The organism is Streptosporangium sp. NPDC023963 (assembly GCF_040639135.1).
Lineage (GTDB): Bacteria > Actinomycetota > Actinomycetes > Streptosporangiales > Streptosporangiaceae > Streptosporangium.
This window is the reverse complement of record NZ_JBEZZK010000002.1, coordinates 740,642-767,325: the sequence shown is the minus strand read 5'-3', so window position 1 is coordinate 767,325 and position 26,684 is coordinate 740,642. Positions and strand designations below refer to the sequence as shown.

The 26,684-nt window shown below is 72.4% G+C and carries 21 protein-coding genes; 14 read left to right on the top strand and 7 right to left on the bottom strand.

Annotated elements, in window-relative coordinates:
- The first annotated feature begins 114 nt into the window (after positions 1–114).
- Complete coding sequence (locus AB0F88_RS09395) at positions 115–291, top strand: hypothetical protein (protein ID WP_329425724.1); 177 nt, start codon at positions 115–117, stop codon at positions 289–291.
- Between the two features lie 333 nt (positions 292–624).
- Positions 625–2,082, top strand: a complete 1,458-nt coding sequence (locus AB0F88_RS09390) for an NAD(P)/FAD-dependent oxidoreductase (RefSeq protein ID WP_362679519.1) — start codon at positions 625–627, stop codon at positions 2,080–2,082.
- 197 nt (positions 2,083–2,279) lie between these two features.
- On the opposite strand, the gene AB0F88_RS09385 is transcribed toward AB0F88_RS09390, so the two are convergent.
- Positions 2,280–4,067, bottom strand: coding sequence for a gamma-glutamyltransferase family protein (locus tag AB0F88_RS09385; RefSeq protein WP_362679516.1), 1,788 nt, complete (start codon positions 4,065–4,067; stop codon positions 2,280–2,282).
- Positions 4,068–4,197: 130 nt separating this feature from the next.
- Here AB0F88_RS09385 and AB0F88_RS09380 point away from each other — a divergent pair, with 130 nt between their 5' ends.
- The 7 genes from AB0F88_RS09380 (at position 4,198) to AB0F88_RS09350 (ending at position 11,523) form a co-directional block, all read left to right on the top strand.
- The gene (locus tag AB0F88_RS09380; protein ID WP_362679513.1) at positions 4,198–5,325 is read left to right on the top strand and encodes a sensor histidine kinase; all 1,128 of its coding nucleotides are present in this window, start codon (positions 4,198–4,200) and stop codon (positions 5,323–5,325) included.
- Positions 5,322–5,969: a response regulator transcription factor gene (locus tag AB0F88_RS09375; RefSeq protein WP_362679510.1), complete on the top strand. Its 648-nt coding sequence runs from the start codon at positions 5,322–5,324 to the stop codon at positions 5,967–5,969. Before AB0F88_RS09380 ends, AB0F88_RS09375 begins: the two co-directional genes overlap by 4 nt.
- A 93-nt stretch (positions 5,970–6,062) precedes the next feature.
- On the top strand, positions 6,063–6,686 hold the full coding sequence (locus AB0F88_RS09370; RefSeq protein ID WP_362679507.1) for a Uma2 family endonuclease: 624 nt from the start codon (positions 6,063–6,065) through the stop codon (positions 6,684–6,686).
- 141 nt (positions 6,687–6,827) lie between these two features.
- Complete coding sequence (locus tag AB0F88_RS09365) at positions 6,828–7,346, top strand: sigma-70 family RNA polymerase sigma factor (protein WP_362679504.1); 519 nt, start codon at positions 6,828–6,830, stop codon at positions 7,344–7,346.
- A complete protein-coding gene (locus tag AB0F88_RS09360) occupies positions 7,343–8,551 on the top strand; it encodes a hypothetical protein (RefSeq protein ID WP_362679501.1) in 1,209 nt (402 codons plus the stop codon). The genes AB0F88_RS09365 and AB0F88_RS09360 overlap by 4 nt, the downstream gene beginning before the upstream one ends.
- Before the next feature lie 209 nt (positions 8,552–8,760).
- The gene (locus AB0F88_RS09355; protein WP_362679498.1) at positions 8,761–9,936 is read left to right on the top strand and encodes a sulfite exporter TauE/SafE family protein; all 1,176 of its coding nucleotides are present in this window, start codon (positions 8,761–8,763) and stop codon (positions 9,934–9,936) included.
- Between the two features lie 174 nt (positions 9,937–10,110).
- Positions 10,111–11,523 carry a tetratricopeptide repeat protein gene (locus AB0F88_RS09350; protein WP_362679495.1) on the top strand — a complete coding sequence of 471 codons (1,413 nt, stop codon included), beginning with the start codon at positions 10,111–10,113 and terminating at the stop codon, positions 11,521–11,523.
- Positions 11,524–11,680: 157 nt separating this feature from the next.
- Here the strand turns inward: AB0F88_RS09350 and ald are convergent, their stop codons facing one another.
- Positions 11,681–12,796, bottom strand: a complete 1,116-nt coding sequence (ald, locus tag AB0F88_RS09345) for an alanine dehydrogenase (RefSeq protein ID WP_362679492.1) — start codon at positions 12,794–12,796, stop codon at positions 11,681–11,683.
- Between the two features lie 208 nt (positions 12,797–13,004).
- Positions 13,005–14,399 carry an aspartate aminotransferase family protein gene (locus AB0F88_RS09340; protein WP_362679489.1) on the bottom strand — a complete coding sequence of 465 codons (1,395 nt, stop codon included), beginning with the start codon at positions 14,397–14,399 and terminating at the stop codon, positions 13,005–13,007.
- Between the two features lie 281 nt (positions 14,400–14,680).
- On the opposite strand from AB0F88_RS09340, the gene AB0F88_RS09335 reads away from it, so the two are divergent.
- On the top strand, positions 14,681–16,027 hold the full coding sequence (locus AB0F88_RS09335; RefSeq protein ID WP_362679486.1) for a M20/M25/M40 family metallo-hydrolase: 1,347 nt from the start codon (positions 14,681–14,683) through the stop codon (positions 16,025–16,027).
- A 264-nt stretch (positions 16,028–16,291) separates the two neighbouring features.
- On the opposite strand, the gene AB0F88_RS09330 is transcribed toward AB0F88_RS09335, so the two are convergent.
- Positions 16,292–16,816 (bottom strand): cysteine dioxygenase family protein, encoded by a 525-nt coding sequence (locus tag AB0F88_RS09330; protein WP_362679483.1) that lies wholly within the window; start codon positions 16,814–16,816, stop codon positions 16,292–16,294.
- 75 nt (positions 16,817–16,891) lie between these two features.
- Here AB0F88_RS09330 and AB0F88_RS09325 point away from each other — a divergent pair, with 75 nt between their 5' ends.
- Entirely contained in the window at positions 16,892–17,809 is a 918-nt protein-coding gene (locus AB0F88_RS09325) for a LysR family transcriptional regulator (RefSeq protein ID WP_362679480.1), read from the top strand.
- 67 nt (positions 17,810–17,876) lie between these two features.
- The gene (locus AB0F88_RS09320; protein WP_362679477.1) at positions 17,877–18,521 is read left to right on the top strand and encodes a LysE family translocator; all 645 of its coding nucleotides are present in this window, start codon (positions 17,877–17,879) and stop codon (positions 18,519–18,521) included.
- Positions 18,522–18,565: 44 nt separating this feature from the next.
- On the opposite strand, the gene AB0F88_RS09315 is transcribed toward AB0F88_RS09320, so the two are convergent.
- Positions 18,566–19,519, bottom strand: coding sequence for an aldose epimerase family protein (locus AB0F88_RS09315; RefSeq protein ID WP_362679474.1), 954 nt, complete (start codon positions 19,517–19,519; stop codon positions 18,566–18,568).
- Entirely contained in the window at positions 19,516–20,487 is a 972-nt protein-coding gene (locus tag AB0F88_RS09310; RefSeq protein WP_362679471.1) for a LacI family DNA-binding transcriptional regulator, read from the bottom strand. Before AB0F88_RS09310 ends, AB0F88_RS09315 begins: the two co-directional genes overlap by 4 nt.
- A 400-nt stretch (positions 20,488–20,887) precedes the next feature.
- Here AB0F88_RS09310 and AB0F88_RS09305 point away from each other — a divergent pair, with 400 nt between their 5' ends.
- A complete protein-coding gene (locus AB0F88_RS09305; protein ID WP_362679468.1) occupies positions 20,888–22,045 on the top strand; it encodes a Gfo/Idh/MocA family oxidoreductase in 1,158 nt (385 codons plus the stop codon).
- 160 nt (positions 22,046–22,205) lie between these two features.
- Positions 22,206–23,642, top strand: coding sequence for a pectate lyase (locus AB0F88_RS09300; RefSeq protein ID WP_362679465.1), 1,437 nt, complete (start codon positions 22,206–22,208; stop codon positions 23,640–23,642).
- A 174-nt stretch (positions 23,643–23,816) separates the two neighbouring features.
- Here AB0F88_RS09300 and AB0F88_RS09295 read toward each other — a convergent pair whose 3' ends face one another.
- Positions 23,817–25,985, bottom strand: a complete 2,169-nt coding sequence (locus AB0F88_RS09295; protein ID WP_362679462.1) for a family 78 glycoside hydrolase catalytic domain — start codon at positions 25,983–25,985, stop codon at positions 23,817–23,819.
- Positions 25,986–26,684 lie beyond the last annotated feature (699 nt).

Below are 26,684 nucleotides of genomic sequence, written 5' to 3'. Positions count from 1 at the left end.
CCGGTCGGCGGTCCGGCCCCCAGCACCCGTCCTTGGCCGGGCGCCGGGACATCCTTCCCGTGAAAGTGGACAAATCTGTGCTGGAAGGTATCCCGTATCGCTAAAGTCATCCCCATGTCTGATCCTCAGCAGATTGACCCCGCGGGCAACACCCAGGCGTTCCGTGCGTTCGCCCAGCGCAAGGACCCGGAGGCCGCTCCCGAGAAGCGGTCGCTCGCCCTGCCGATCACGGCGGCGGTGGTGGTGGCGGTGCTGGTCGTCGTCGCCGTGGCCGCGTACCTGCTGCTCTAGCGGCCGGAGGGTCCAGAGCGCCGACGGCATCGCCCTCGGCGCTTTTCGCGTTACCGAACGGCCAGGCGCTCCCGGGACGGGAACATACCGAACCGGCCGGGCACTGCCGGGGACAAGAACATACCGACCGGGCGGTTTGGAACGACCCGCCATGCCCCGAGGGTGGACGACGTGCTCCCCGCTCAATACATTGGACGAATAGTCCAATAGAAACGAGCACGGACCGCTCTCACCGCACGGCCGGAACCGGCCGGAACCGGCTGGACGGCCGGCGCCGCCCGAGGGCCGCCACCGGCGAGGAGCCGGGAGAGCGAAGGGGAGCGAGGAGGCCCGATGAGCACGCGCCCCGGGATCACGATCATCGGCTCCGGTTTCGCCGGGCTGGGCATGGCGATCAAGCTCAAGGAAGCCGGATACCACGACTTCGTCATCCTGGAGAAGGCCGGCGACCTGGGCGGGACCTGGCGCGACAACACCTACCCCGGCTGCGCCTGCGACGTCCCCTCGCACCTGTACTCCTTCTCGTACGAGCCCGGCCCAGGCTGGTCGCGGATGTTCTCCCCCCAGGCCGAGATCCGTGACTACCTGCGGGCCTGCGTCGAGAAGTACGGCCTCGGCCCCCACCTGCGGTTCGGCGCGGAGGTCGCCGGGCTGGAGTACGACGACGCGGCGCGCCGCTGGCGGGTGGACGTCGCCGGGGGCGAGAGCTTCACCACCAACGCGGTGGTCTCGGGCACCGGCGCGCTGCACGTGCCGTCGCTGCCCGCGATCCCCGGCCGCGAGAGCTTCGCGGGCCCGTCCTTCCACTCGGCCGAATGGGACCACTCGGTGGACCTGACCGGGAAGCGGGTCGCGGTCATCGGCACCGGCGCGTCGGCGGTCCAGTTCGTCCCGCGGATCGCCGGACAGGTCTCCCGCCTGCACGTCTTCCAGCGCACGCCCCCCTGGATCCACCCCAAGCCCGACTTCCCCCTCTCCCCCCGGGCGAGGCGGCTCCTCGGCCTGCCGGGCGCCACCCGCGCGCTGCGCGCCGCGATCTACTGGGCGCTGGAGAGCCGGGCGCTGGGCTTCGCCGTCGACCCGCGCCTGATGGGGGCCCACCGGAAGCTGGCCCTGCGCCACCTGGCCGACCAGGTCCCCGACCCGGCGCTGCGCGCCAGGCTCACCCCGGGCTACACGATCGGCTGCAAGCGCGTCCTGATCTCCAGCGACTACTACCCGGCGCTGGGCAGGGACAACGTCGAGGTGATCACCGACGAGGTGCGGGAGATCAGGGAGGGCTCGATCGTCGACTCCACCGGCAGGGAGACCGAGGTCGACGTGCTCGTCTACGGCACCGGCTTCAAGGTCACCTCCGCGCTGGACGAGCGGCGGATCGTCGGCAGGAACGGCAGGAAGATCCAGGACGCCTGGCAGGACGGCGTACAGGCCTACTACGGCATCACCGTCGCCGGGTTCCCGAACCTGTTCCTCCTGCTCGGCCCCAACACCGGCCTGGGCCACAACTCGGTCGTCTTCATGATCGAATCGCAGGTCCGGTACGTCCTGGGCTGCCTGCGCCTGCTGTCCAGGACGAGGGCCAGGGCCCTCGACGTCCGCCCCGAGGCGCAGCGCGCCCACAACGACCGCCTCCAGGACCGCCTCAACCGCCGCGTCTGGAACACGGGCGGCTGCGGCAGCTGGTACCTCGACGAGCGCGGCGTCAACAGGACTCTCTGGCCGGGCTTCACCTTCGAGTACTGGGCACGCACCCGGACGCCGAGACGCGAGGCGTACGAGCTGATCCCCTGACCGCCTCCCCTGCGCCCCGCCGCAGCCGGCGTTCCCACCGTCCCCGCCGTCAACGTTCGTACCGGCCCCGACGGCGCCCCGGCGGCGCGGTCAGGACCACGCCGCCGGGGTCGGCATCCGTTCGTACCGTCATCGCGCCCGCCACGGCTCCTGCCACGGTTCCTGCCGCAGTTTTTGCCGCGGGGCGGACGGGAACCCTACCTGCGCCCGCTCACCACCAGCGCGCTGCCGCCGCCGCGACGGGTCGGCTCCGCCACCGCCTGGAGCTTCCCGTGCCGCAGGAACTCGACCGCCGTGGCCGCGCCGATCTCGGGGTTCAGCACGAGGCTGTGGCCCCGGGCGGTGAGCTCGGCGCCGTAGCGGTCGATGAAGCCCTGCTCGGCCTGGGTCTGGGCGGTGTTGCGCTGGGTGGCCCGGGGCGCCGCGAGCGCCTCGGGGAGCGACATGCCGAGATCCCAGCGGTTGACCAGGATCTGCAGCACGGTGGTGATGATCGTCGAGCCGCCGGGGGAACCCAGCGCGAGCAGCGGCCTGCCGTCCTTCAGGACGATCGTCGGCGCCATCGAGGAACGGGGCCGCTTGCCCGGCGCGGGCAGGTTCGGGTCGCCCGGAGCCGGTCCGAAGGTGAAGTCGGTCAGCTCGTTGTTGAGCAGGAAGCCCCTGCCGGGCACGACGATGCCGTTGCCGCCGGTCGACTCGATGGTGATGTTGTAGGCGACCACGTTGCCCCACCGGTCCGTGACCACCAGGTGCGTGGTCTCCGGCCCCTCGGGAGCCGACGGGGCGGCCTCCGCGGAGGGCGCGGGCGCGCACGGCCCGTACGTCCCGTCGGGGTTGCCCGGCGCGGCCGGGCTCGTCAGGGCCCGCTCGCCGATCAGGCAGGCGCGCTCCTTGGCGAACCCGTCGGACAGCAGCTCCCCGAGCGGGACGTTCGGGATGTCGCCGACGTACTTGCCCCGGTCGGCGAAGGAGAGCCTGGAGGCCTCCAGGTACTCGTGCTCGCCGACCTTCGGCAGGGCCTCGAGGATGTTGAGCGCCTCGCCGACCGTCGAGCCTCCCGAGGACGGCGGCGCCATACCGTACACGTCCATGCCCTTGTACGTCACCTTCGTGGGCGGCCGTTCGAGCGCCCGGTAGGCCTTCAGGTCGGGCAGTTCCATCAGCCCCGGCCGCACGTTGCGGGTGGAGCCCGGGGTGACCGGCGGCTTCTTGACGGTGGCCACGACCTCGGCGCCCAGGGAGCCGCCGTAGAGCCACTCGCCGCCCTGCCTTCCGAGCCTGCGGTAGGTGTCGGCCAGCTCGGGGTTGCGGAAGGTGGAGCCGACCGGCGGCGGGGCACCGCCCGGCAGGTAGAGCTTGGCGGTGGAGGTGAAGTCCTTGAAACGGGCGGCGTTGGCGGCGGTCTGGTCGTAGAAGGTCTGGTCGACCTTGAAACCCTTGGAGGCGACCTCGATCGCGGGCTTCAGGGCCTGGCGCAGCGAGAGCGTGCCGAACCTGCGCAGCGCCAGCTCCCACTGGGCGACGCTGCCGGGCACCCCCGCGGACAGCCCGCTGGTCACGGCCTCCTCGAAGGGGATGCCCTCCAGGGAGGCCGGCCCCATCGCCTTCGGCGCGGTCTCCCGGCCGTCGATCGTGTGGATCTTCTTGCGGCGCGCGTCGTAGTAGACGACGAACCCGCCCCCGGCCAGCCCGGCCGAGTAGGGCTCGGTCACGCCCAGGGTGGCCGCCGCGGCGACCGCCGCGTCCATGGCGTTGCCGCCCTCGCGCAGCACGCCCAGCGCGACCTCGCTGGCGTCGAGGTCGACGGTCGAGACCGCGCCCCCGTACCCCTCCGCGACAGGCTTCTTCTCCGCCCGCGGCCACATCTGCGACGCCTGCGGCCACACCTGCGACGCCTGCGGAGCGGCGGCGGCGGGTTGGACGAGCAGTAAGGAACTTCCCACCAGGATCCCCGCCAGGGGGGTGGCGAATCGACGATTGATCATGAGACCTCCCGCAGACAGCTTGACTCAGCCCGTGAGCCTTGTCAGCCCCTTCCCTACCGCAGGGGATGTAGTACCTCATGCCTCACGAGATGGACGCGAGCTTCGGGCGGGCGCACGTACAGTGCTGAACGTGCACGCCAAACCCCGCTGGGCCGAGTTCCTGCTCCCGCTGTTCGCGGGGGTCTTCCAGGGTGCGGCCACCCGCGGCGTGCAGTGGTGGCAGGTCCACGACCCCGGCATGCTCAGGGTCCCGCTCGACCCGCTGGGCTGGGCACTCGTGCTGGCCGGGCCCCTGGCCCTGATCGTACGCCGCCGCCACCCGGTGCCCTGCCTGGCGGTCGCGGTGGGCTCGACCGCGATCTTCATCGGCCTCGGCCACCCCTACGGCCCGGTCTTCCTCAGCCCGATCATCGCGCTGCACACCGCCGTGGCACGCGGCCACCGGCGGGCGGCTTGGTCGATGTGGGGCCTGGCCTACGTGTTCCTCGTGGTCTACACGTCCTGGCTCGCCCCCGTCCGCCCGGCCGGCTGGTTCCACGACCTCACGGTGGGCGCGCTGATGGGCCTGGTCCTGGTGGTGGCGGAGTTCTCGCGGGCCAGGAGGGAGCGGCAGGCCGAGCGCGAGCGGGTGGAGGAGGAGGAGCTGCGGCGGCGGGCCAGCGAGGAGCGGCTGACCATGGCGCAGGAGCTGCACGACGTGCTCGCGCACAACATCTCCCTCATCCACGTCCAGGCGTCCACCGCGCTGCACCTCATCGAGGAGCATCCCGAGCAGGCCCGGACCGCGCTCACCACGATCAAGCAGGCGTCCAAGGACGTGCTGAGCGAGATGCGGTCGGTGCTCAACGTCCTGCGCGACGGCGCGCCCCGCTCCCCCACCGCCGGGCTGGACCGGCTCGACGAGCTCATCGAGCGCAGCGGGCTGCCGGTCACCAAGGAGATCGTCGGCGAGGCCGGGCCGCTGCCTCCCGGCGTCGACCGGGCCGGGTACCGCATCGTGCAGGAGGCCCTCACCAACGTCACCAGGCACGCCCCCGGCGCGTCGGTCACGGTCATGCTCGGCTACGCCCCCCGCGCGCTGACCGTCCAGGTCACCGACTCGGGCGGCGACACCCCCGGGGAGAGCCTGGGCAGCGGGAACGGCGTCCCCGGCATGCGGGAGCGGGCCTCGGCCCTGGGGGGGACGCTGACCGCCACGCACCACGGCCGGGGCTTCCGCGTCGAGGCCCGGCTGCCGATCCCGGAGGAACCCCGATGATCAGAATCGTGCTCGCCGACGACCAGGCCCTCGTCAGGGCGGGGTTCCGTGCCCTGCTGGACGCGCAGCCGGGGATGACCGTGGTGGCCGAGGCCGCCGACGGGGCGCAGGCCCTGCGGCTGGTCGCCGAGCACCGGCCGGACGTGGTCCTGATGGACATCCGCATGCCCGGCATGGACGGGCTGACCGCCACCCGCGAGATGCCCGCCGGGCCGAGGATCATCATCCTGACGACCTTCGAGCTGGACGAGTACGTCTTCGAGGCCCTCCGCGGCGGCGCCAGCGGCTTCCTGGTCAAGGACACCGAACCGGCCGAGCTCATCCAGGCCGTCCGGGTGGTGGCCGCGGGCGACGCCCTGCTCTCCCCCGGCGTGACCCGCCGCCTGATCGCCGAGTACGCGAGCCGCGCCAAGGAGCCGCTCCACACCCGCGACCTCGGCCCGCTCACCGACCGCGAGCGCGAGGTCCTCGCCCTGGTCGGCACCGGCATGACCAACGACGAGATCGCGGGCGAGCTCTTCATGAGCCCCGCCACCGCCAAGACCCACGTCAGCCGGACCATGATGAAACTCCACGCCCGCGACCGCGCCCAGCTGGTCGTCATCGCCTACGAGTCGGGCCTCGTCCGCCCCGGCTGGGTCTGACATCCCACATGCCGGTAAAAGCTCGCGTCTGCCCGCCCCACTTGCGATACTCAACGTGTTCACCAGAACACGAAGGGACATATCGTCATGGTCATGACATCGCGACGGAGCCATGCCCAGCTGCGCCCCTCCCCCGAGACCTCGTCCCAGCCCCTGCCAGGAACGGCGCGCGAGCTCTTCGACGCGCTCCCGCAGCTTCCTGGGCTGCGGACCGAGATCATCGACGGGAGACTGGTAGTGAGCCCGATGGGCACCCCCGAGCACGCCAGAATCGCGATGCGCCTGTATCGCGCCCTCCTTCCCCTCATCGAGGAGAAGGAGTGGGACGGTTTCAGCGGCAACGTCGACGTCTGCATAGACGGACCGCGTGACCCGATCGTCCCCGACTTCGTCCTGGCGCCCGCCGACTGCCCGCGCTGGGGCGCCCGCGAGCTGCTCTCCTCCGGCCTCCTCATGGTCGCCGAGATCGTGTCCCCGGGAAGCGTCGTCGACGACCGCGACCGCAAGCCCGTCATCTACGCCTCCGGGGGCGTCCCCGTGATGCTCCTGATCGACCCCGTGGCCGCGCCCGCCACCGTGACGGTCCTCAGCGACCCCAAGGAGGGGGAATACCGGACCTCCACCCGGGTCGAGATGGGCTCGCGCCTCCACCTCCCCGAGCCGGTCGGCTTCACCCTCGACACCTCGATCTTCGCGGACACCCGGACCACGCCGTAAGCAGGGGCCGGTCGGCAGGCCGATCCGCGCGTCCCCGGCGGGCGGCGACGCCTCCTCCCGCGCCCCGGCCGGTCGGACGGGCACGCGAACACTCATGCCCGTCCTAAGCAGCGGATCGGGGCCGGTGCGCGTTCTTAGGGCATGAACGGTGAGACAGTCGCCCGCGCCCCCGCGCCGTCCGGCGCCGAGGCGGTACTGGCCGGCCTGTACCGCGAGCACTGGCTCGCCCTGGTGCGCCTGGCCGTGCTGCTCGTCGGCGACCGGGAGGCGGCGGAGGACGTCGTACAGGACGTCTTCTCCAGGCTGCACGGCAAGCGTCCCGAGACACTCCCCCTGACATACGTCCGTGTCTGCGTGCTGAACGCCTCGCGCTCGGTCCTGCGCAGGCGCGGCGTCGCCGCGAGGGCGGTGCTGGGACGGCCGGACGAGCCGGTGGACTCCGCGGAGACGGCCGCGCTGCTGGGCGAGTCGCGGCAGGAGATGCTGGCCGCGCTCAGCCGGCTGCCCAGGCGGCAGCGCGAGGTCCTCGTCCTGCGTTACTACCTCGACATGTCCAACGCCGACATCGCCCAGGCGACGCGCGTCAGGGAGAGCACCGTGCGGTCCACCGCCTTCAGGGCCCTGGAGCGGCTCGAACGCGAACTGGGAGGCAAGGCATGACCGAGATCGAGGACCGGCTCAGGGACGCGATGGCCGCCAGGGCGGAAAGCGTGCGGGACGACGGGCGGCCCCGGGCCCTGCCCGCGCCACGCGGGACGTCCGGCGCCAGGTGGTGGGCCCCGATCGCGGTGGCGGCCGCCATCGTGACCGTGGTGGCCGCCACCGTCGTGGGAACGCGTACGGTCACGCCGCCCACCCCGGCGGTCCCGCCGGTTCCGACGGTTCCGACGGCGCGGCCGACGCCTCGCACCGGCGCTCTCGCACCGCCGGTCAGGCAGGTGTGGCCGGGCGCGGTGCACGAGATCCCGGCGACGGGGCCCGGCGGCCGGGTGTTCACCCCGGACGTGTTCGTCACCGACCGGGTCGTGGTGGGGCGGGGGCTCACCAGGAATCGGCTCGACGGGATCTGGTCGTACGACGTCGACAGGCGAGGGTTCACCCGGATCGCGCCGCTCAAGAACCCGAACGTGATGAACGCGCCGCTGGTCTTCGGCGACGGATACCTGGCGTGGTCCACACTCCGCGACCGTCTGACGGAGATATGGGCGGTGCCGGTCACCGGCGGCGTCCCGCGGCGGATCGCCTCGGTCACGGCCGTGCTCGTCGACAACGCTTACAGCGGGATCGATCTGGCCATCGCCGACGGCACGGCCGTCTGGTCGCCGCTCGACGGCGGCGGCGTCTACCGGGCCCCGCTGACGGGCGGGAAGGCGTCCCTGGTCGACGGCACGAGAGGCTTCCACCTGGTCGGCTGGCCGTGGGCCGGGCGGCCCGAGCAGGACATGATGTCGGACCGTCCCGCCGTTCGCCCGATGGAGTTCCTGAAGAACGTGCTCACCGGCGAGACCAGGGACGCGGCCCCTCCGGCGGGGCTGACGTCCTGGAGCGACTGCGGGGTGACGTGGTGCCTCAACGGCGCCGAGGCGTGGCGACGCGACGGCACGGACCGGCACGGGCTGCCGGGGACGGCCCACGGGCTTCTCTACTCGGGCCGCTTCGTCCTGCTCCATCAGAGGAGCCGCGACGGCAGGGGGGCCAGCTCCCTGCACGACGTCGCCACGGGACGCACCGGCCTGCTGTTCCCGGTTCCGACGCGCCGGGGGGACAAGGCGGCTCCCACCCTGTACGTGCACGAGGGCATGTTCCGGTTCCGGTCGGGACCGGGCAGGCAGGTTCTCGTCGACCTGAACGCCGCCGGCCGGTGAGCACCGCCGCCGTCGGGACCCGCCGCGCGAAGTGGTCCCCGGGGAACGTCCCCGGGGCGCGCCCGGCCGCCGGAAAGCCGGATGCCCGGCGAGGAACCCGGAAACCGGAACCCCCGGTGAGGAGCCCGGAAACCTGGACGCCCGGTAAGGACGGCGGGAGCGCTCGGTAAGGAAGTGTCACCGTCGGTCACCCTCAGGCGAGATTACGTTTGGTCCGTGGGGATCTGGATCGTCACCGGGGGCGTCCGCTGAGCGCGGGACCGGCCGCGCTGTTCGCCGGAGGGCTCGCCGCGGGACTGGTCGCGGGTACGGCCTCGTGCGCGGCCGTGCAGGGCGGCCTGCTCACCGGGCTCACCTCCCGCCGCCCGGCCGGCTCCGGCGGGCTCACCTCCCGCGGTCGCCCGGCCGGCTCCGGCGGGCGCGGCGGGACCGGGGCGGGTCCCCCGGGTTCCTCGGGTCCCTCGGGTCCTTCGAGTCCTTCGGGTCCCGCTGTCGTCGCGCTGTTCCTCGCCGGGCGCCTCGGCTCCCACACGGCGGCCGGAGCCCTGCTCGGGCTCGCCGGGTCCGCGGTGCGTCTGGGTCCTCAGGTCAGGGCCGCGCTGCTCGTCGCGGCCGGGATCGCGGTCGTGTTCTTCGGAATCCGCATGTTCGGCCGCGAACCGCAGGACGGATGCCGCCCGGACGCCCCGCCGGGCGGGCGTACGTCCCGGCGCGGCGGCCTGTCCGGGATCGCCGCCCCCGCGCCCAGGGCGCTGGCGCTCGGTGCCGCGACGATCCTGCTGCCGTGCGGGGTGACGCTCAGCACCGAGATGGTGGCGGTCTCCAGCGGGTCGGCGCTGGGCGGGGCCGCGGTGATGGCGGGCTTCGTGGCGGGGACGGCTCCCGCGTTCGCCCTGCTCGGGCTGGTCCTGCGGCGGGCCGCGACGACCAGGCTGGCGGCGCTGGCGGGGGTCGTCGCGCTGGCGGCGGGTCTGTGGACGATCTCCTCGGGGCTGAGTCTCGGGGGGTGGCTCCCCGGGTCCGGCGGCCCGGCCATGGCGGCGGACGGCCCGGCACGGCCGGCGGGCGCCCCGGCGGGGCGGACGGGGAGGGCGGCGGACGATCAGGGGGGCGACGCCGCGGCCGTCCGCGCCGGCGGTGTCCAGCGGGTCGAGGTCCGGGCCACCGGTCACGGCTACCGGCCGGGCGTGGTGACCGCCCGCGCGGGGGTTCCCACCGACCTCGTCTTCCATCTCGAGGGCGTCCCCGGCTGCACCCGGACGCTCACGATCGACGGCCGCGACGTGGCACTGCCCGCCACCGTGCGGCTGGGCGCGCGCGAGGCGGGTTCCCTGCGCTACGTCTGCTCGATGGGCATGTACGTGGGGTTCGTGCGCTTCGTCTGAGCGCCGGGATCCGAGCTCCGGGCCACCGGGCCACCGGGCCGAGCACGATGGCAGGATCGGCGGACGGGTCGGCGGGCGGACCGGTGGGCGGAAGTCGCGATTACCCTCCGCGATCGAGCGGTTACGTGCCACCCTGTGACCTGTCGGCTGCGCGACGTCGGCGAGGAGGGTGACATGGGGTGGTGGCCTGACGACCCGGAGGCGGCCGCGGGGCTGGTACCCACTCCCCGGAGCACCGAGCACGAGAACGACACGGACGGCGAGACCGCGCTGCTGCTCGCCGCGCACGGCGGTGACGTGCAGGCCGCCCACCTGCTGGGCCGCCACTTCGCGCAGCGGGGCGACCGCTCGGCGGCCCGGCACTGGTGGGAGCGCGCGGCCGCCGCGGGAAACCTCGACAGCGCCTACAACCTGGGGATCTGGCACGAGAAGCACGGCACTCCCACGGAGGCCGCGCGCTGGTACGAGCTGGCGGCGAACGCCGGAGACGTCGAGGCCGCGGTGAACCTGGCGATCCTCCTGCTGGACCAGCACGGCGACGTCCCCGCCGCCCGGCGGTGGTTCGAGACGGCGGCCAAGGCGGGCTCCCGCGCGGCGACCAGGCGGCTCGCGCTGCTCTGCGAGGACGGCGGCGAGGTGAAGGCGGCCGGGGAGTGGCATCGCAGGGCCGCGATGGACGGTGACCTGGCCTCGGCCCACGACCTCGGATTCCTCGCCTACGCCTCCGGCGAGGAGGACGAGACGCTGCGCTGGTGGGAGCTGGCCGCCCGGAGCGGCCATGCCGACGCGGCCTACCACCTCGGGCTGTTCCTGCAGGCCAACCGCGACCCCGAGGGGGCGGAGGCGTTCTTCCGGCTGGCCGCCAAAAACGAGCACCCCGGTGCCGCGTCCCAGCTCGGCGGGATCGCGCTGTCCCTCGGCGACCTGCGCACCGCGCGCGCCTGGTTCGAGCGGGCGGCCTGCACCGGCAGGATCGACGACCAGCGGACGGCCGGGTTCGTGTGCGTGGAGATGAGCGACGCGCGGGGGGCCGGCCACTGGTTCAGCCGGGCCGCGGCGGGGGGCGACCCGGAGGCGGCCTTCAATTTCGGCCTGCTGCTCATCGCCGAGCACAGCGACCTGCAGGGCGGGCAGCACTGGTTCCGCCAGGCGGCACAGGCGGGACACCACCGGGCCGCGGTCGAGCTGGCCGCGCTGCTGTCGGCCGCGGGCTTCTCCCGCGAGGCGGAGCGGTGGCTGTCCGATCCGCCCTCTCCCCCGTGGAGCCGGACCACCGAGCCCGAGCTCGTCGCCCGCGCCGAGCTGGCCGCGGCCGCCGTCGCCCGGCGGGGCGGCGCCCCCCTGAGGGTCGCCGACCTGACCGAGATCCTCGGCACCTGGGACCTCGTCACCCGGCCGCTGCGCGACCACACCGACGTCACGGCGTGGCTGACCGAGCGGAGCGGGCTGCCGTCGGGCGCGATCGAGCACCTGGCGTCCGTACGGGCCACGCTGCTGCGCCCCGGCGGCGCCCCCTGGCCGACCCCGGTGGAGATCGAGCACGTCCTGGTCACCGCACGCGCCCTGCGTTCCGGCTGGTCGCCGTGAACGAGGCGCGGACAACGCGCGGACAACACGCGGACGACACGCGGACGAGGCGCGGACGAGGCCGTGACCGGCGCCGCGCCCCTCGCGAACCCGCCCCGCGGCCCGGCGGGGCCACGCGTCCCACGCCCGGCCGGCGCGGGACGAACGGACCCCTGGCTCAGGCGGCGATGACCTCGGAGACCGGCACGTACGGCAGGCCGAGGGCGACGGCGACCTGCTTGTTGGTGAGCCGTCCCGCGTGGGTGTTGAGGCCCAGCGCGAGGGAGGCGTCCTGCTGGAGCGCGGGCTTCCAGCCGAGGCCGGCCAGCTTGACCGCGTAGGGCAGCGTGGCGTTGGTCAGCGCGTAGGTGGAGGTGTTGGCGACGGACCCCGGCATGTTGGCCACGCAGTAGAAGATCGAGTTGTGGACCTGGTAGGTCGGCTCGGCGTGCGTGGTCGGGCGGGAGTCCTCGAAGCAGCCGCCCTGGTCGATGGCGATGTCGACGAGCACGGAGCCCGGCTTCATGCGGGAGACCAGCTCGTTGGAGACGAGGGTCGGGGCCTTGGCCCCGGGGATCAGCACGGCGCCGATGACCAGGTCGGCCTCCAGGACCTCCTTCTCGATCGCGTACGAGGTCGAGACGAGGGTCTTGAGACGGCCCTGGTAGATGGCGTCGACGAAACGCAGGCGGTCGATGTTGAGGTCGAGGACGGTGACGTCCGCGCCCATGCCGACCGCGATCTGCGCGGCGTTGAGCCCAGAGACGCCCGCGCCGATGACGACGACCTTGGCGGGGGCCACGCCGGGCACGCCGCCGGGCAGCACGCCGCGCCCGCCGTTGAAGCGCATCAGGTTGTAGGCGCCGACCTGCGGGGCGAGCCGGCCCGCGACCTCGGACATCGGGGCGAGCAGCGGCAGGGTGTTGCCGACCTGGACGGTCTCGTACGCGATGCCGGTGACCTGGCGGTCGAGAAGGGCGTCGGTGCACTCGCGGCCGGCCGCGAGGTGCAGGTAGGTGAAGAGCACCTGGCCGGGGCGCATGCGGTGGTACTCCTCCGCGATGGGCTCCTTCACCTTGAGGATCATCTCGGCCTGGTCCCACACCTCGTCGGCGCTGTCGAGGATCTTGGCCCCGGCGAAGAGGTACTCCTCGTCGGTGAGGTGCGAGCCGAGGCCCGCGCCGCGCTGGATGTAGACGTCGTGGCCGTGACGGACGAGCTCGTGCACGCCCGCCGGGGTCGCGGCGACGCGGTACTCGTGGTTCTTGACCTCGGCGGGCACGCCGATCTTCATGGGATTTCCTTTCGTTGTTTCGACGGAGTGGCACAGCGAGGCTTCCGCGGGTGCGGTGCGGTCTCACTCCGGCGGACATGACGCCGGACGGCGAGCGCCGGCGAGGACGCGGCGGGCTGGGAGGGCCCGGGCGGCGCGACCGCCGGCGGGTGCGGCGCGCCCGTCCGGGCCGCGTGTGGCGGTCCGGATGGGGCGCGGCCGTGCGCGCTCAGAGGCGGCTCCATGCCTCCGTCAGCACCGAACGAAGGATGGACTCGATCTCGTCGAACTCCTTGGGTCCGCAGATGAGCGGCGGAGCGAGCTGGATGACCGGGTCGCCCCGGTCGTCGGCGCGGCAGTACAGGCCCGCCTCGTAGAGGGCGGGGGTGAGGAAGCCCCTGATGAGGCGCTCGGACTCCTCGGTGTCGAAGGTCTCCTTGGTGACCCTGTCCTTGACGAGCTCGATGCCCCAGAAGTAGCCGGAGCCGCGCACGTCACCGACGATCGGCAGGTCGCGCAGGCGCTCCAGGGTGGAGCGGAAGACCGGCTCGTTGCGGGTGACGTGGCCGAGCAGGTCCTCCCGCTCGAACAGGTCGAGGTTGGCCAGCGCGACGGCCGAGGAGACCGGGTGGCCGCCGAAGGTGTAGCCGTGGGCGAACATCTCGGTGCCGTTCTTGAACGGCTCGAAGAGGCGATCGGAGGCGATCATGGCGCCGATCGGCGAGTAGCCGCTGGTCATGCCCTTGGCGCAGGTGATGATGTCGGGGACGTAGTCGAACTTCTGCCCGCCGAACATGGTGCCGAGGCGGCCGAAGGCGCAGATGACCTCGTCCGAGACGAGCAGGACGTCGTACTCGTCGCAGATCTCGCGCAGGCGCTTGAAGTATCCGGGGGGCGGCGGGAAGCAGCCGCCCGCGTTCTGCACCGGCTCGACGAAGACGGCGGCCACGGTGTCGGGGCCCTCCATCTCGATGGCGCGGGCGACGCGCTCGGCGGCCCAGTAGCCGTACTGCTCAGGCGTCATGCCCGGCACGCCGGTGATCTCGTCGGCGCGGTAGTGGTTGGTGTTGGGCACCCTGACGGAACCCGGGACCAGCGGCTCGAACATCTGCTTGAAGGCCGGGATGCCGGTGATCGACAGGGCGCCCTGCGGGGTGCCGTGGTAGGCGATCTGGCGGCTGATGACCTTGTGCTTGAGCGGCCTGCCGGTGATCTTGAAGTACTGCTTGGCGAGCTTCCACGCGCTCTCGACGGCCTCGCCGCCGCCGGTGGTGAAGAAGACGCGGTTGAGGTCGCCGGGGGTCTCGGCGGCGAGACGCTGGGCCAGCTCGACGGCCTTGGGGTGCGCGTACGACCACAGCGGGAAGAACGCCAGCTCCTGGGCCTGCTTGGCGGCGGCCTCGGCTAGCTCGCTGCGACCGTGACCCGCCTGGACCACGAAGAGGCCGGCGAGACCGTCGAGGTAGCGCTTGCCGTGCACGTCGTAGATGTAGGAGCCCTCACCGCGCACGATCATCGGCACCTCGGCGCCCTCGTACGAGCTGTGCCGGGTGAAGTGCATCCACAGGTTGTCCTGCGCGGCCTTCATGAGCGAGGTCACGTCGGTGTTTTCAGGGTGCGTCATCACGATCTTCCCTCGTTGAGCTGAGCTTCCAACAGTCTGCCTGCCAGAACAGCTCTTGCCAAGTGAAAACGTGGCATTAAAGTGCGAGAACCTCGGAATCCGCAAAACGCCCATGTAACAACGACGAAATCCGCGATCAGGCGAGAAGTGCATCCGACCATTGCCCAAACCCCGGTTCCGCTTGGCGGAACCCTGGTGTGCTGGAATCGTGCACGAGAGCGGCCGTACCTGCGGCTGTGATCCAATAGGACGCACCAGATATTGAGATGCGGGGGAAAGTCGTGACTCCTGACGAGATCGAGAACGCCGTGACCGCCGGCATGCCCCAGGCGATAGCGGACCTCAGAAGGCTCGTCGCCATCCCCTCGGTGGCCTTCCCCGGCCATCCGGAGGAGCCCGTGCACGCGGCCGCCGCGGTGACCGAGGAACTGCTGCGGAGCACCGGGCTGCCGCGTGTCCAGCAGATCCCCGTCGAGGGCAGTTTCCCCGCCGTCTACGCCGAGGCCCCCGCCCCGCCCGGCGCGCCGACCGTGCTGCTGTACGCGCACTACGACGTGCAGCCCACCGGGGACCTCGCGCTCTGGCGCACCCCGCCCTTCGAGCCGACCGAGATCGATGGAGCGATCCACGGCCGCGGCGCGGCCGACGACAAGTCGGGCGTCATCTCCCACGTCGCGGCGCTCCGCGCCTTCCAGGGGCGTTTCCCCGTCGGCGTCAAGGTCATCGTCGAGGGCCAGGAGGAGTACGCGGGCGAGCGCCTGGAATCCTTCGTCGAGCGCAACCCCGAGCTGTTCCGCGCCGACGCGATCGTGGTCGCCGACACCGGCAACCCCCGGGTGGGCGACCCGGCGGTGACGACCTCGCTGCGCGGCATGGGCGCCTTCACCATCGAGGTGCGCACCCTCAAGGAGTCGCTGCACAGCGGCTCGTTCGGCGGCGCCGCCCCCGACGCCCTCGCGGCGCTGATCCGGATGCTGGCCGCCCTGCACGACGACCACGGCGACATCCGCGTCCCCGGCCTGCCGCGCGGCAGCTTCCTCGGCTCCGGGCCGTCGGAGGAGGACTTCCGCGCCACCGCGGGCGTGCTCGACGGCGTCTCCACGGTCGGCTCCGGCTCGCTGGCCGACCGCCTCTGGGCCTCGTACGCGATCACGGTCACCGGCCTGGACGTGCCGACGGTCTCCGGCGCGATCAACGCCGTCCAGGCCGTCGCCAGGGCCCGGGTGACCGTGCGGGTGCCCCCGGCCGGCGACCCGAAGACCACCGTCGAGGCCGTCGTCGACTTCCTGCGGCAGGTCGCCCCCTGGGGCGTCCAGGTGGACGTGGGCGACTACACCATGGGCTCCGGCTACCTGGCCGACACCGGCGGCGCGGCCCGCTCCGCGCTGAACCGGGCGATGGAACGCGCCTTCGGCCGTCCCCCGCGCGACGTCGGCGCCGGTGGCTCGATCCCGCTCGTCTCCACCTTCGTCAGGCAGTTCCCCGCCGCCACGATCCTGCTCTTCGGCGCCGAGGACGACGACGCGGCGATCCACGCCCCCAACGAGCGCGTGAACATCGAGGAACTCCGCCGCACCGCCACCGCCGAGGCACTCTTCCTGCAGGAGTACGGCTCCACGGCGGTCTGACGAGCGCGTGAACATCGAGGAGTTCCGCCGCACCGCCACCGCCGAGGCACTCTTCCTGCAGGAGTACGGCTCCACGGCGGTCTGACGCCTCAGGTTCCGACGATGGGGCCCTCCCGGCGATCGCCGGGAGGGCGACTCGGCGGCCGGCCGAGCGGTCCTCGCTCACCGGCGGCGGGTGGCCGGGGGGGGTGGGCCCGGCTCGTGTGGGGAAGCCGGACCCGTGGTCCCCGCCTCACCGGACGGGCGGGGCGCAGGACGACCCGTTCAGCGAACGGGCAGCTCGTAGACGCGGCGGACGCTGGTGGGGGCGGCGCTGAGGTCGGCCCCGTAGATGTGGAGCGAGATGGCCGTCTCGTCACCGGTGTTGTGGACGCGGTGGATGTCGCCGGGCGGGGCGAAACCGCTCACCTCACCGGTCTGGTTGGCGGCCCTGCCGATCTCGGTCAGGTGGTCGCCGTGGTCGCGGTAGAGGGTCTCGTACTCCACGCCCTGCAGCACGCCGAACACGCACCAGGCGATGTGGTCGTGGATCACGGTCTTCTGCCCGGGCCGCCAGACCACGGCCACGATCGAGAAGTCCTCCTCGGCGTGCAGGGTGTGGCCGACATAGCGGTCGGGGTCGCCGAGGCGCTCCTCCTCGGTGAGGATCCCGGGGGACGGCAGCCGTTCACGCAGCAGCCCGGCCACGGCGAAGGCCGTGGTCCGAGCGTCGGCGGACGGGTCCACGAGGTCTCTGACCCCCGCGACCAGTTCGGCCAGGCCCGGGCGGGTGAGCGTCAAGGTTGTCATGCCTCAAGGATGCGGCGAGGAGATACATAGCGTCCAATGCCCATCTTCCTGCTCATCCATAGATAAAGTTAATACATGCTCGATATCGTGCGACTTCGCGTCCTCGCCTCGGTGTCCCGGCACGGCTCGGTGACCGCGGCGGCGAGGGAGCTGCACTACTCCCAGCCCTCGGTGAGCCACCACCTCGCGAAACTGGAGGCCGAGACCGGGGCCAAGCTGATCCAGCGGGTCGGCCGGGGCATCCGGCTGACCGAGGCCGGTCGGCTGCTCGCCGAGCGGGCCGTCGAGATCATCGGTCGCCTCGACTCCGCGTCCGCGGAGCTGTCGGCGCACGTGGGCCTGCGTGCCGGGCGGGTCAGGCTGGCCGCCTTCCCCTCCGCCCTGGGGACGTTCGTGCCGGAGGCCGCCGCCGTCCTCGCCGGGGGGCACCCCGGCCTGGAGCTGCGCCTGACCGAGACCGAGCCTCCCGACGCGCTGCGCATGCTCAAGGCCGGTTACGTGGACGTGGCCGTCATCTTCCGCTACGACGACACCGCCCCCGAGGGCGACGGGATCCGGCTGCTCCACCTGCTGGACGACCCCAGCTACCTGGTCACCTCCGGTCCGGTCGGCGAGCTGACCTCCTACCGCGACTCCCGGTGGATCGGTGGCTGCGACCGGTGCCGCACCCACCTGCTGGAGCTGTGCGCCAGGGCCGGCTTCGAGCCGGAGATCGCCTTCACCACCGACGACGTCGTCGCCGTCCAGGCCCTGGTCGCCGCGGGGATCGGGGTGAGCGCCCTGCCGGGACTCGCCCTGCACGCCCACCGGCATCCGAGGATCAACATGATCGAGCTTCCCGGCTCGACCCGCCACGTCTACGCCGCCACCTACGGCGAGCCCCCCGACCCGCCGGCCACCACCGCCCTGCTGGCCGCCCTGACCTCGGTGACGGCCGCCCATACCGCTGCGGAACGGCCCGTCCAGGCGCTGAGCGGTACGGGCGCCCCGTGACGGGCGGGAGCCGCCAGGCGGTGAAAATGTGAGGCGCCGGGAAAACCGGTGACCCTACGATCCGGATATGCCAGATCTGCCTGCTCTCGCGCTCTTCGCCGCCGCGACCCTCGCCCTGCTGCTCGTGCCGGGGCCCGCGGTGCTCTACATCGTGACCCGCAGCGTCGCCCAGGGCCGGTCCGCCGGGCTGGTGTCGGTACTCGGCATCCACCTCGGCTCGCTGGTCCACGTGGCCGCCGCCGCCCTGGGCGTCAGCGCCCTGCTCGCGGCCTCGTCGACCGGTTTCACGATCGTGAAGTATCTCGGCGCCGCCTACCTGATCTGGCTGGGCGTGCGCAAGCTCATGACCCGCTCGAACGGGGAGGAGTCCTTCGAGCCGCGGACCGCGACCCGGTCCCGGATGTTCTGGGAGGGCTTCGTGGTCAACGTGCTCAACCCGAAGACCGCGATCTTCTTCCTCGCCTTCCTGCCGCAGTTCGCCGACCCGGAGGCCGGGCCGATCGCCCCGCAGATCGTGCTGCTCGGCCTGATCTGGACGGTGCTCGGCATCGCCAGCGACGGCGCCTTCGCCCTGCTCGCCTCGGCCATGGCCGGCCGCCTGCGCCGCTCGGCCCGCGCCCGCCGCCGCCTGGACGTCACCAGCGGTGTCGTCTATCTCGGCCTGGGAGCCGTCGCGGCCCTCGGCGGCGAGCACGCCACGGCCAGGGCCTGAGCGCCGGGGCGTGGGGTCACGTCCCGGCGCCCTCCCCGGGGCCGTCAGGTGAAGCGGTAGGTGGTGGTGGAGTCGAACCGCTCGCCGGGACGCAGGACCACGGAGGGGAAGTCCGGCCGGTTCGGCGAGTCGGGGAAGTGCTGGGTCTCCAGGCACAGGCCCGCGTGCTTGCCGTACGCGGTGGCGACGCCGTCCAGGAAGTTGCCCGTGTAGAACTGCACGCCCGGCTCGGTGGTGGTGACCTCCATGGTGAGCCCTCCGGCGGGCTCGTGGACCTCGATGCCGCCGCGCAGGACGTAGCAGTGGTCGTAGCCGCCGCCCAGCGCGGGGTCGGCGATCCGCTCGCCGATCTCGTACGGCGAGGTGAAGTCGAACGGGGTCCCGGCGACCGGGGCGAGCTCCCCGGTCGGGATCTGCGTGGCGTCGACCGGCAGGTAGTGGTCGGCGTCGATGCGGACCACGTGCTTGAGGACGTCGCCGCCCCCGGCGAGGTTGAAGTAGGAGTGGTTGGTGAGGTTCAGCACGGTCGGCGCGTCGGTGACCGCCTGGTAGTCGAGCCGGATCGCGTCGCCGGTCAGCGTGTAGGTGACCGAGACGGTGAGCGTGCCGGGATAGCCCTGCTCGCCGTCCGGGCTCACGTACTCCAGGGTCACGGCGGTGTCGGAGGCGGCGGTGATCCGCCAGACCCGGGTGTCGAAGCCGTGCGTCCCGCCGTGCAGGCTGTTGGGACCGTTGTTGACCGGCAGCTCGTGGTCGCGCCCGTCGAGGGTGAAGCGCCCGTCCGCGATGCGGTTGCCGTACCGGCCGACCACGGCGCCGAAGTAGCGGCTGCGCGTCAGGTAGTCGTCGAGGTTGTCGTAGCCGAGGACCACGTCGACGCCGGAGACCTCCAGCGACTGCAGGATCGCCCCGTAGCCGAGGACCGCGGCGCGCATTCGCCCGTTCGACAGCACGTGCCGCTCGACCCGCTCGCCCGAGGGGGTGGTTCCGAAGGTCATTGTCGCGCCTCTCCGGTGGATTCACGGACGACCAGGCTGGTGTCCAGGGTGGCCAGGGTGGGGGTGGCGCCGTCGCCGAACGACTGCAGCAGCAGGTCCACCGCCATCCGCCCGGCGGCGGCCGTGGGCATGGCCACGGTGGTCAGCTTGGGGCGGTTCAGCCGCCCTGACACGATATCGTCGACGCCGACCACGCTGATGTCGTCGGGGACGCGCACGCCGCGCTCGTACAGACCCTCGATGAGCCCGATGGCCACCAGGTCGTTGTAGGCGAGCACGCCCGTCACCCCGGAGGCGACCACCTCGCCGGCGACGGCGAGGCCGCCCTGCTCGGTGGGCGCGTTCGGGCCGAGGGTGACCAGCTCGACGCCGTCCATCGCGGTCGCGGCGGCGCGCATCTCACCGCTGGTCCACGAGCCGCTCGGCCCGGAGAGCAGGGCGATCCTGCGGTGGCCGAGGCCGGTCAGGTGCTCGATCGCGAGGCGGGCGCCCTGGCCGACGTCCATCAGGATCGTCGGCAGGCCCTTCATCTGCCGGTTGACCACCACGAACGGCACGTCGGCGTGGAGACGCTCTATGGCCCGGTTGGACAGCCGGGGGCTGCAGAGCAGGACCCCGTCGACCTGCTTGGCGAGGGTCTGGATCAGCTCCTCCTCGACCTGCGGGTCCTCGTCGGTGTCGGCCACGAACACGTGGTAGTCGCGGGCTCTGGCGTGCGCCTGGGCGGCCTTGATCAGCGGCGGGAAGAACGGGTTGGAGATGTCGGCGACGATGAGGCCGATGTTGTGGGTCCTGCCGGTGGTGAGGGCCCGCGCGGCGCGGTTGGGGCGGTAGCCGAGATCCTCGGCGACGGCGAGCACGCGGTTGCGGGTCTCGGTGTTCACCAGATGCGGCGCCGAGAAGGTGCGGGACACCGTCGAGACATGCACTCCCGACGCCCGCGCCACGTCCCTGATCGTCGCTGCCACCATGCTCCTTCGCCCTGACCCGGCATCGGGGCCCTGAAGCACATTAGTGCAAGCGGTTGCGTCACTGTCAACGCCGGAATCGGATGCTTTGCGAAGCGGTACGGGATCGGTTGTATACCCCTGGCTATCAGAAATACCGAAAAATCCGCAGATGAGGAGCGATTTACCAAATTGGGCCCTTGACGTTGCGGGAAGATGTCCTCAATGTTTCTTGCAACCGGTTGCAGCCCGTGGCGCCGATTCGGAAGGGAGCATCGGCGGATGACACGAACACGCGGAGGAGCTCGCCGGGCTGATCGGATCCGGCCCGGCCCCGGCCGGGCGGTGAACGGCCGATGACGGTGCGGCGGGCCGGACCTGATCAGCCCGGTGGACGGGGACGGCGATGGGAGGTGGCGTGATGGAACCGGTTCGCGTGGTGCTCGCCGGGGCGCACGGGCACGGCTGGTGGCACCTGTCGAACATCCGGCGGCTGGCCGAGACCGGGCTGGTGGACCTGGCCGGGGTGTGCGACGTGCGGCCCGTCGACGACCTGCCCGAGGGGACGGAGTTCTCCGGCGACCTGGCCGGGCTGATCGGGCGTACCGGCGCCGAGGTGACGATCCTGTGCACACCCATCCACACCCACGCCGCGCTGGCGGAGAGGGCGCTGCGCGCCGGCTCGCACGTGCTGCTGGAGAAGCCGCCCGCCGCCACGTACGCGGACTACCTCCGGATCGTCACGGCGGCCGGGGAGACGGGGCTCGCCTGCCAGGTGGGGTTCCAAAGCCTGGGCTCGGAGGCGATCCCGGCCGTCCGGCGGATGATCGCCGAAGGGGCGATCGGCCGGGTCACCGGGATCGGCGCGGCGGGCGCCTGGGAGCGGCCCTACTCCTACTACGGCCGGGTACCGTGGGCCGGGAGGCGCGAGGTCGACGGAGTCCCGGTGGTGGACGGCGTGCTCACCAACCCGCTCGCGCACGCGACCGCGACCGCGCTGGCCGTCTCCGGCGCGGAGGTCGAGGACGTCGAGGTCGAGCTCTACCGGGCCAACATGATCGAGGCGGACGACACCTCGTGCGCGCGGATGCGGATGGACGACGGGACGGTCGTGACGGTCGCGGTCTCGCTGTGCGCGGACCGGCGGCACGAGCCGTACCTGATCGTGCACGGCGAGAGCGGGCGGATCCGGCTGACCTACACCGAGGACCGGGTCGAGTTCGACGGGACCTCGGTCGTCCACCCCAGGACCGACCTGCTGGAGAACCTCGTCGCGCACGTCCGCGATGGCGCTGGCCTGCTCGTACCGCTGGAGAGGACCGCCGGTTTCATGCGCGTCCTCGACGCGGTGCGGCGGGCGCCCGAGCCTCTGGCCATACCGGACGTGTTCCAGGAGATCGGCGACGAGCGCCGGGTGCTGCCCAGGATCGCCGAGGTGACGGCGACGAGCGCGGAACGGCTGGCGCTCTACTCGGAACTCCGGGTGCCCTGGAGCGAGCGCCGTCCCGGGGTGGGGCGGCCGCCCTCCGGCGGCGGCCCGGCCCCCGGAACCTCCTGGACACGTTCGCGGCCAGGCTGACCGAAGCGCAGGCGTCGTGCACGCGGCGCGACGGCGGCCGAGCCGTTACAGCGAGGCGGGCGCGTCCATCCCTGACCTGGGCGCGCCCGTCTCCACCATCCGGAAGGCTCTCGGGGGCCGTACGGAGCCTCCCTCCCACCTGACCTGTGGAGGAATCCCCGTGAAACGAGCCGTCGCGCTCACCACCCTGCTGTCCCTGGCAATCCTCGCCGCCCCGCCCGCGTCCGCCACCGCCCTGGGTGCCGGCGTCCCGGAGACCACCGCCCTGGGTGCCGGCGTTCCGGAGACCACCGCCCTGGGTGCCGGCGTTCCGGAGACCACCGCCCTGGCCCTGAGCGCCGACGTCCCGGAGACCACCGCCTCCGGCGGCACCACCTCGTCGGAGGCCGCCGGCCGGCGGCCGGACCTGGGCCGGCAGACCCTGCCCGCGAACGACGGCTGGGCCGCCGAGGGCCCCGGCACCACCGGTGGCGCCGCCGCGCCCGCGTCGAACGTGCACACCGTCTCCACCCGCACCGAGCTGGCCACCGCGCTCGCCGCCCCCTCACCGAAGATCATCTACGTGAAGGGGACGGTCGACACCGACAGGACCTGCGCCGACTACGCGACCGGCGGCTACACGCTGGAGGCATACCTCGCCGCGTACGACCCCGCGGTGTGGGGCAGGGAGACCGACCCCTCCGGCCCGCTGGAGGACGCGCGCGTCGCCTCGGCCGCCAGGCAGACCGCCCACATCAGGCTCAAGGTCGGCTCCGGCACCACCATCGTCGGCCTCGGCAAGCACGCGCGGATCCGCGGCGTCAACCTGCACGTCGACAAGGTCGACAACGTCATCATCCGCAACATCCACTTCGAGGACACCGCCGACTGCTTCCCGCGGTGGACCCCGACCGACGGCGCCGAGGGCAACTGGAACTCCCTCTACGACAACATCTCGGTGACCGGCTCGACGCACGTGTGGGTGGACCACAACACCTTCACCGACGGCGACAACCCGGACTCGGAGCAGCCGCCGTACTTCGGCAGGCCCTACCAGGTGCACGACGGGCAGCTCGACATCACCCACGCCTCCAATTTCGTCACGGCCTCCTGGAACCGGTTCTCCGGCCACGACAAGACGATGCTGATCGGCTCGACCAACAACCCGGCGAACGACACGGGCAAGCTGAACGTCACCGTCCACCACAACCACTTCGACAACGTGCTGCAGCGGCTCCCGCGCGTGCGCTTCGGCCAGGTGCACGTCTACAACAACTACTACGAGATCCCCGACGCCTCGGCCTTCCAGTACGCCCTCGGTGTGGGCGTGCAGTCGCAGATCTTCGCGGAGAACAACTTCTTCCGGCTGGGCCGGGCGGTCGACCCCTCGGACCTCCTCTACAACTGGGGCGGTACCGCCCTCACCGCGAGGGGGAACGTGCTCCGCGTCGGCGGCCGGGTCGCCCCCGTCGACCTCGTCGCCGTCCACAACGCCGCCAACGACCCCGACCTCGGCACGGACGCGGGCTGGACCCCCGTCCTGCACACGGCGATCGAACCGGCCCGGGCGGTGGACCGTTCGGTCTCCCGGCACGCGGGCGTGGGCGAGATCCGCTGACGACCGCCGCATGCGAGCGTGCGGCGGTCCGCTGAGGACCGCCGCACGCCCCGGACGGCACCTGGATCCGCCGCCGAGGGCCCCGGCTCCCCGGCTCCCCGGGGCCCGCAGGTGTTCCCGCGTGTCAGGCGGACGCCGTGAAGGTCTTATCAGGCGGACGCCGTGAAGGTCTTATCAGGCGGGCGCCGTGAAGGTGTACGAACCGGCGCCGAGCCGGAAGACGGCCGCGCCGCCCTCGTGGCCCATGGGCACCGCCTCCGGCGGGCCGGTGACCGCCGCGGCCGAGGCCGAGGGGACCCGGACGGTGGCCGTGGCGTTCGCCGGGATCTCCACCCGCAGCGTCAGCGTCCCGCCGCCGATCGACCAGTCGCTGAGCGCCCTGCCGTACGGCGTCCGCAGGTCGGACCTGCCCGAGGTGAGCCCGCCGCCGGGGCGCGGCGCGATGGTGATCCGGCGGTAGCCGGGGTCGCGGGTGTCGGGGCCCAGGCCGCCCACCGTCCGGTACAGCCAGTCGCCCACCGAGCCGAGGCCGTAGTGGTTGAAGGAGTTCATCCCCGGGTCCTGGAAGGAGCCGTCGGTGCGGATGCCGTCCCAGCGCTCCCAGATCGTGGTCGCCCCGCGACCGCTCATGTATCCCCAGCCGGGATAACCGGGCTGCAGCAGGATCTGGTACGCGGTGCCGAGGTGACCGTGGTCGGCCAGGACGGGCAGCAGGTTCTCCACGCCCAGGAAGCCCACGCTGAGGTGGCCGTCACGCGAGGCCACCTTCGCGGCGAGCCTGTCCGCGACCGCCTGGGCCCGGTTCTGCGGCACCATCCCGAACGACAGCGCCAGCACGTACCCGGTCTGGGTGTCGCCCGACACGGTGCCGTCGGCGGCGACGAACCTGGCGGTGAACGCCTGGGCCACCTGGTCGGCCAGGGTGCCGTAGGAGGCGGCGTCGGCGGTCCGCCCGGTGGCCGCGGCCATCCGCGACAGCAGCCGGGCGCTGTACCCGAAGTACGCGGTGGAGATCAGGTCTTCGGCCGTGTCGTCGTTGACGTTCAGCCAGTCTCCGTAGGTGTCCTGGTCGCGGATCAGATCGGCTCCCGAGGTGGCGCGCGAGTAGTCGACCCAGCGCTTCATCCCCGCGTAGTGCTCGTCGACGACGCGCAGGTCGCCGTAGCGCTGCCACAGCGTGTAGGGCACGATGACGCCCGCGTCCGCCCAGCCCGCCTTGCCCGCGCCGCAGCAGACGTCGGGGACCACGTCGGTGAAGGCGCCGTCCGCGCGCTGCGCGTCGGTCAGGTCGTCGGAGAACTTGTCCAGCAGGCCGTGGACGTCGAAGTTGAACGTCGAGGTCTGCGCGAAGATCGCGATGTCGCCGGTCCAGCCGAGCCGCTCGTCGCGCTGCGGGCAGTCGGTGGGCACCGACAGCATGTTGGAGCGGGCGCCCCACACGATGTTGTGCTGGAGCCGGTCGACCAGCGCGCTGGAGGAGTCGAAGACGCCGGTCGGCGCTCCGCCGGTCCAGGCGGCCCGGCCGGTGAGGCTCGCGGTGGCCGGCGTGCCGGGGAAGCCGGTCAGTTCCACGTACCGGTAGCCGTGCACGGTGAACCTCGGCTCGTACACCTCGTCCGCGCCGGTGCCGGCGAGGGTGAACCTGTCGGTCTGCCGGGCGGCGCGCAGGTTGGCGGTGTAGATCGTGCCGTCGGCGTTGAGCACCTCGGCGTGCCGCATGGTCACCGTGGTGCCCGCCGGGCCACGCACCCGCAACCGGTTCCAGCCGGTGAAGTTCTGCCCCAGGTCGACCACCCACACGCCGGGCCTCGGCTGGGTCACCGACCGCGCGGCGATGTCCTGCTGCACGACCACGCCCGGGTCGACGGCCGCCACGAGGGCAGGCTTCGCCTCCGCGCGTACCCGCACCGCGCTCCAGCCGGAGTCGTCGAACCCGGAGGCGTCCCAGCCGGTGCGGGCGGCGCGGGCGTCGTACTCCTCGCCGTGGTAGAGGTCGTCGGCGGCGATCGGCCCCGGCGCGGTGCGCCAGGAGGAGTCGGTCAGGACGGTGGTCTCGGTGCCGTCGGTGAAGCGGACCCGGAGCTGCGCCGAGTACCAGGGCTGGGTGCCGTACCTCTGGCTTCCGGCGAAGCCGAGCGATCCGGCGTACCAGCCGCGGCCGAGCTGCGCGCCGACGGCGTTGTCACCCTGGCGGACCAGCGAGGTCACGTCGAAGGCGCGGTAGGCCAGGCGCTTGTCGTAGTCGGTCCAGCCGGGGGCGAGGACCTCCTGGCCGACCCTCGTGCCGTTGATCCGGGTCTCGTGCAGGCCCAGCGCGGTGACCAGCAGCCGCGCCTCGGCCACCGGCCTGCCGAGCGAGAACCCCTTCCGCAGGTACGGGGCCGCCTCGGCGGCCGAGACGTTCGAGGCCCACGGCCCGGAGCCGTAGGCTGCGACGACTCGCGCGGCGGGCCAGGAGGCGTCGGAGAAGCCGGGCTGCTGCCAGCCGGACGGAGTGCTCGGCCCGGGGCGAGGTCGCCAGCGGGACTCCGTTGAGCCAGACGTCGAGGGTGTCGTCGCCGGTCGCGACGAGCTGCGCCTCGGTGACGGCGCCCGCCGGGACGGTGAACGTACGCCGCAGGTAGCGGGTGCCGGCGGGCACGGACTGCCGCGCGTCCCCGCCGGGGGACCAGATCCAGCCGGCCCCGGCGAGCCCGACCGGGGCGGCGGCCCGCGCCGGGGCGGCGACGGCGGGCAGCAGCCCCGCCACCAGCGCGCAGAGGGCCAGCGTCCACAGGGCTGTCCATAAGACCGTGCGTAACCGGCCGGGGTGGAGGGAGGGGAATGGCATGCCGTCTCCTTGCGATCCGTGGGGGGCGAAAAGGCAGGGCGAACCAAGACGGAGTAAATCGATTTAAAACTGACTGGACAGTAGATCAGCATTTCGTGGCCGTCAATGGCCGATTAACGCGACATTTCCGACAGAACCCCACTCAGGGAAGACTGTTTTTGTTGTTACGTTTTAATTAGGTGTTAGAGCAAGCCGAAACAGACCCGGCCCTT

Excerpts from the sequence above, each read along its gene's own strand:
- AB0F88_RS09395 (WP_329425724.1), top strand. The coding sequence starts at position 115 with ATGTCTGATCCTCAGCAGATTGACCCCGCGGGCAACACCCAGGCGTTC.
- AB0F88_RS09390 (WP_362679519.1), top strand. The coding sequence starts at position 625 with ATGAGCACGCGCCCCGGGATCACGATCATCGGCTCCGGTTTCGCCGGG.
- AB0F88_RS09385 (WP_362679516.1), bottom strand. The coding sequence starts at position 4,067 with ATGATCAATCGTCGATTCGCCACCCCCCTGGCGGGGATCCTGGTGGGA.
- AB0F88_RS09375 (WP_362679510.1), top strand. The coding sequence starts at position 5,322 with ATGATCAGAATCGTGCTCGCCGACGACCAGGCCCTCGTCAGGGCGGGG.
- AB0F88_RS09370 (WP_362679507.1), top strand. The coding sequence starts at position 6,063 with ATGACATCGCGACGGAGCCATGCCCAGCTGCGCCCCTCCCCCGAGACC.
- AB0F88_RS09365 (WP_362679504.1), top strand. The coding sequence starts at position 6,828 with ATGAACGGTGAGACAGTCGCCCGCGCCCCCGCGCCGTCCGGCGCCGAG.
- AB0F88_RS09360 (WP_362679501.1), top strand. The coding sequence starts at position 7,343 with ATGACCGAGATCGAGGACCGGCTCAGGGACGCGATGGCCGCCAGGGCG.
- AB0F88_RS09350 (WP_362679495.1), top strand. The coding sequence starts at position 10,111 with ATGGGGTGGTGGCCTGACGACCCGGAGGCGGCCGCGGGGCTGGTACCC.
- ald (WP_362679492.1), bottom strand. The coding sequence starts at position 12,796 with ATGAAGATCGGCGTGCCCGCCGAGGTCAAGAACCACGAGTACCGCGTC.
- AB0F88_RS09340 (WP_362679489.1), bottom strand. The coding sequence starts at position 14,399 with ATGACGCACCCTGAAAACACCGACGTGACCTCGCTCATGAAGGCCGCG.
- AB0F88_RS09330 (WP_362679483.1), bottom strand. The coding sequence starts at position 16,816 with ATGACAACCTTGACGCTCACCCGCCCGGGCCTGGCCGAACTGGTCGCG.
- AB0F88_RS09325 (WP_362679480.1), top strand. The coding sequence starts at position 16,892 with ATGCTCGATATCGTGCGACTTCGCGTCCTCGCCTCGGTGTCCCGGCAC.
- AB0F88_RS09320 (WP_362679477.1), top strand. The coding sequence starts at position 17,877 with ATGCCAGATCTGCCTGCTCTCGCGCTCTTCGCCGCCGCGACCCTCGCC.
- AB0F88_RS09315 (WP_362679474.1), bottom strand. The coding sequence starts at position 19,519 with ATGACCTTCGGAACCACCCCCTCGGGCGAGCGGGTCGAGCGGCACGTG.
- AB0F88_RS09305 (WP_362679468.1), top strand. The coding sequence starts at position 20,888 with ATGGAACCGGTTCGCGTGGTGCTCGCCGGGGCGCACGGGCACGGCTGG.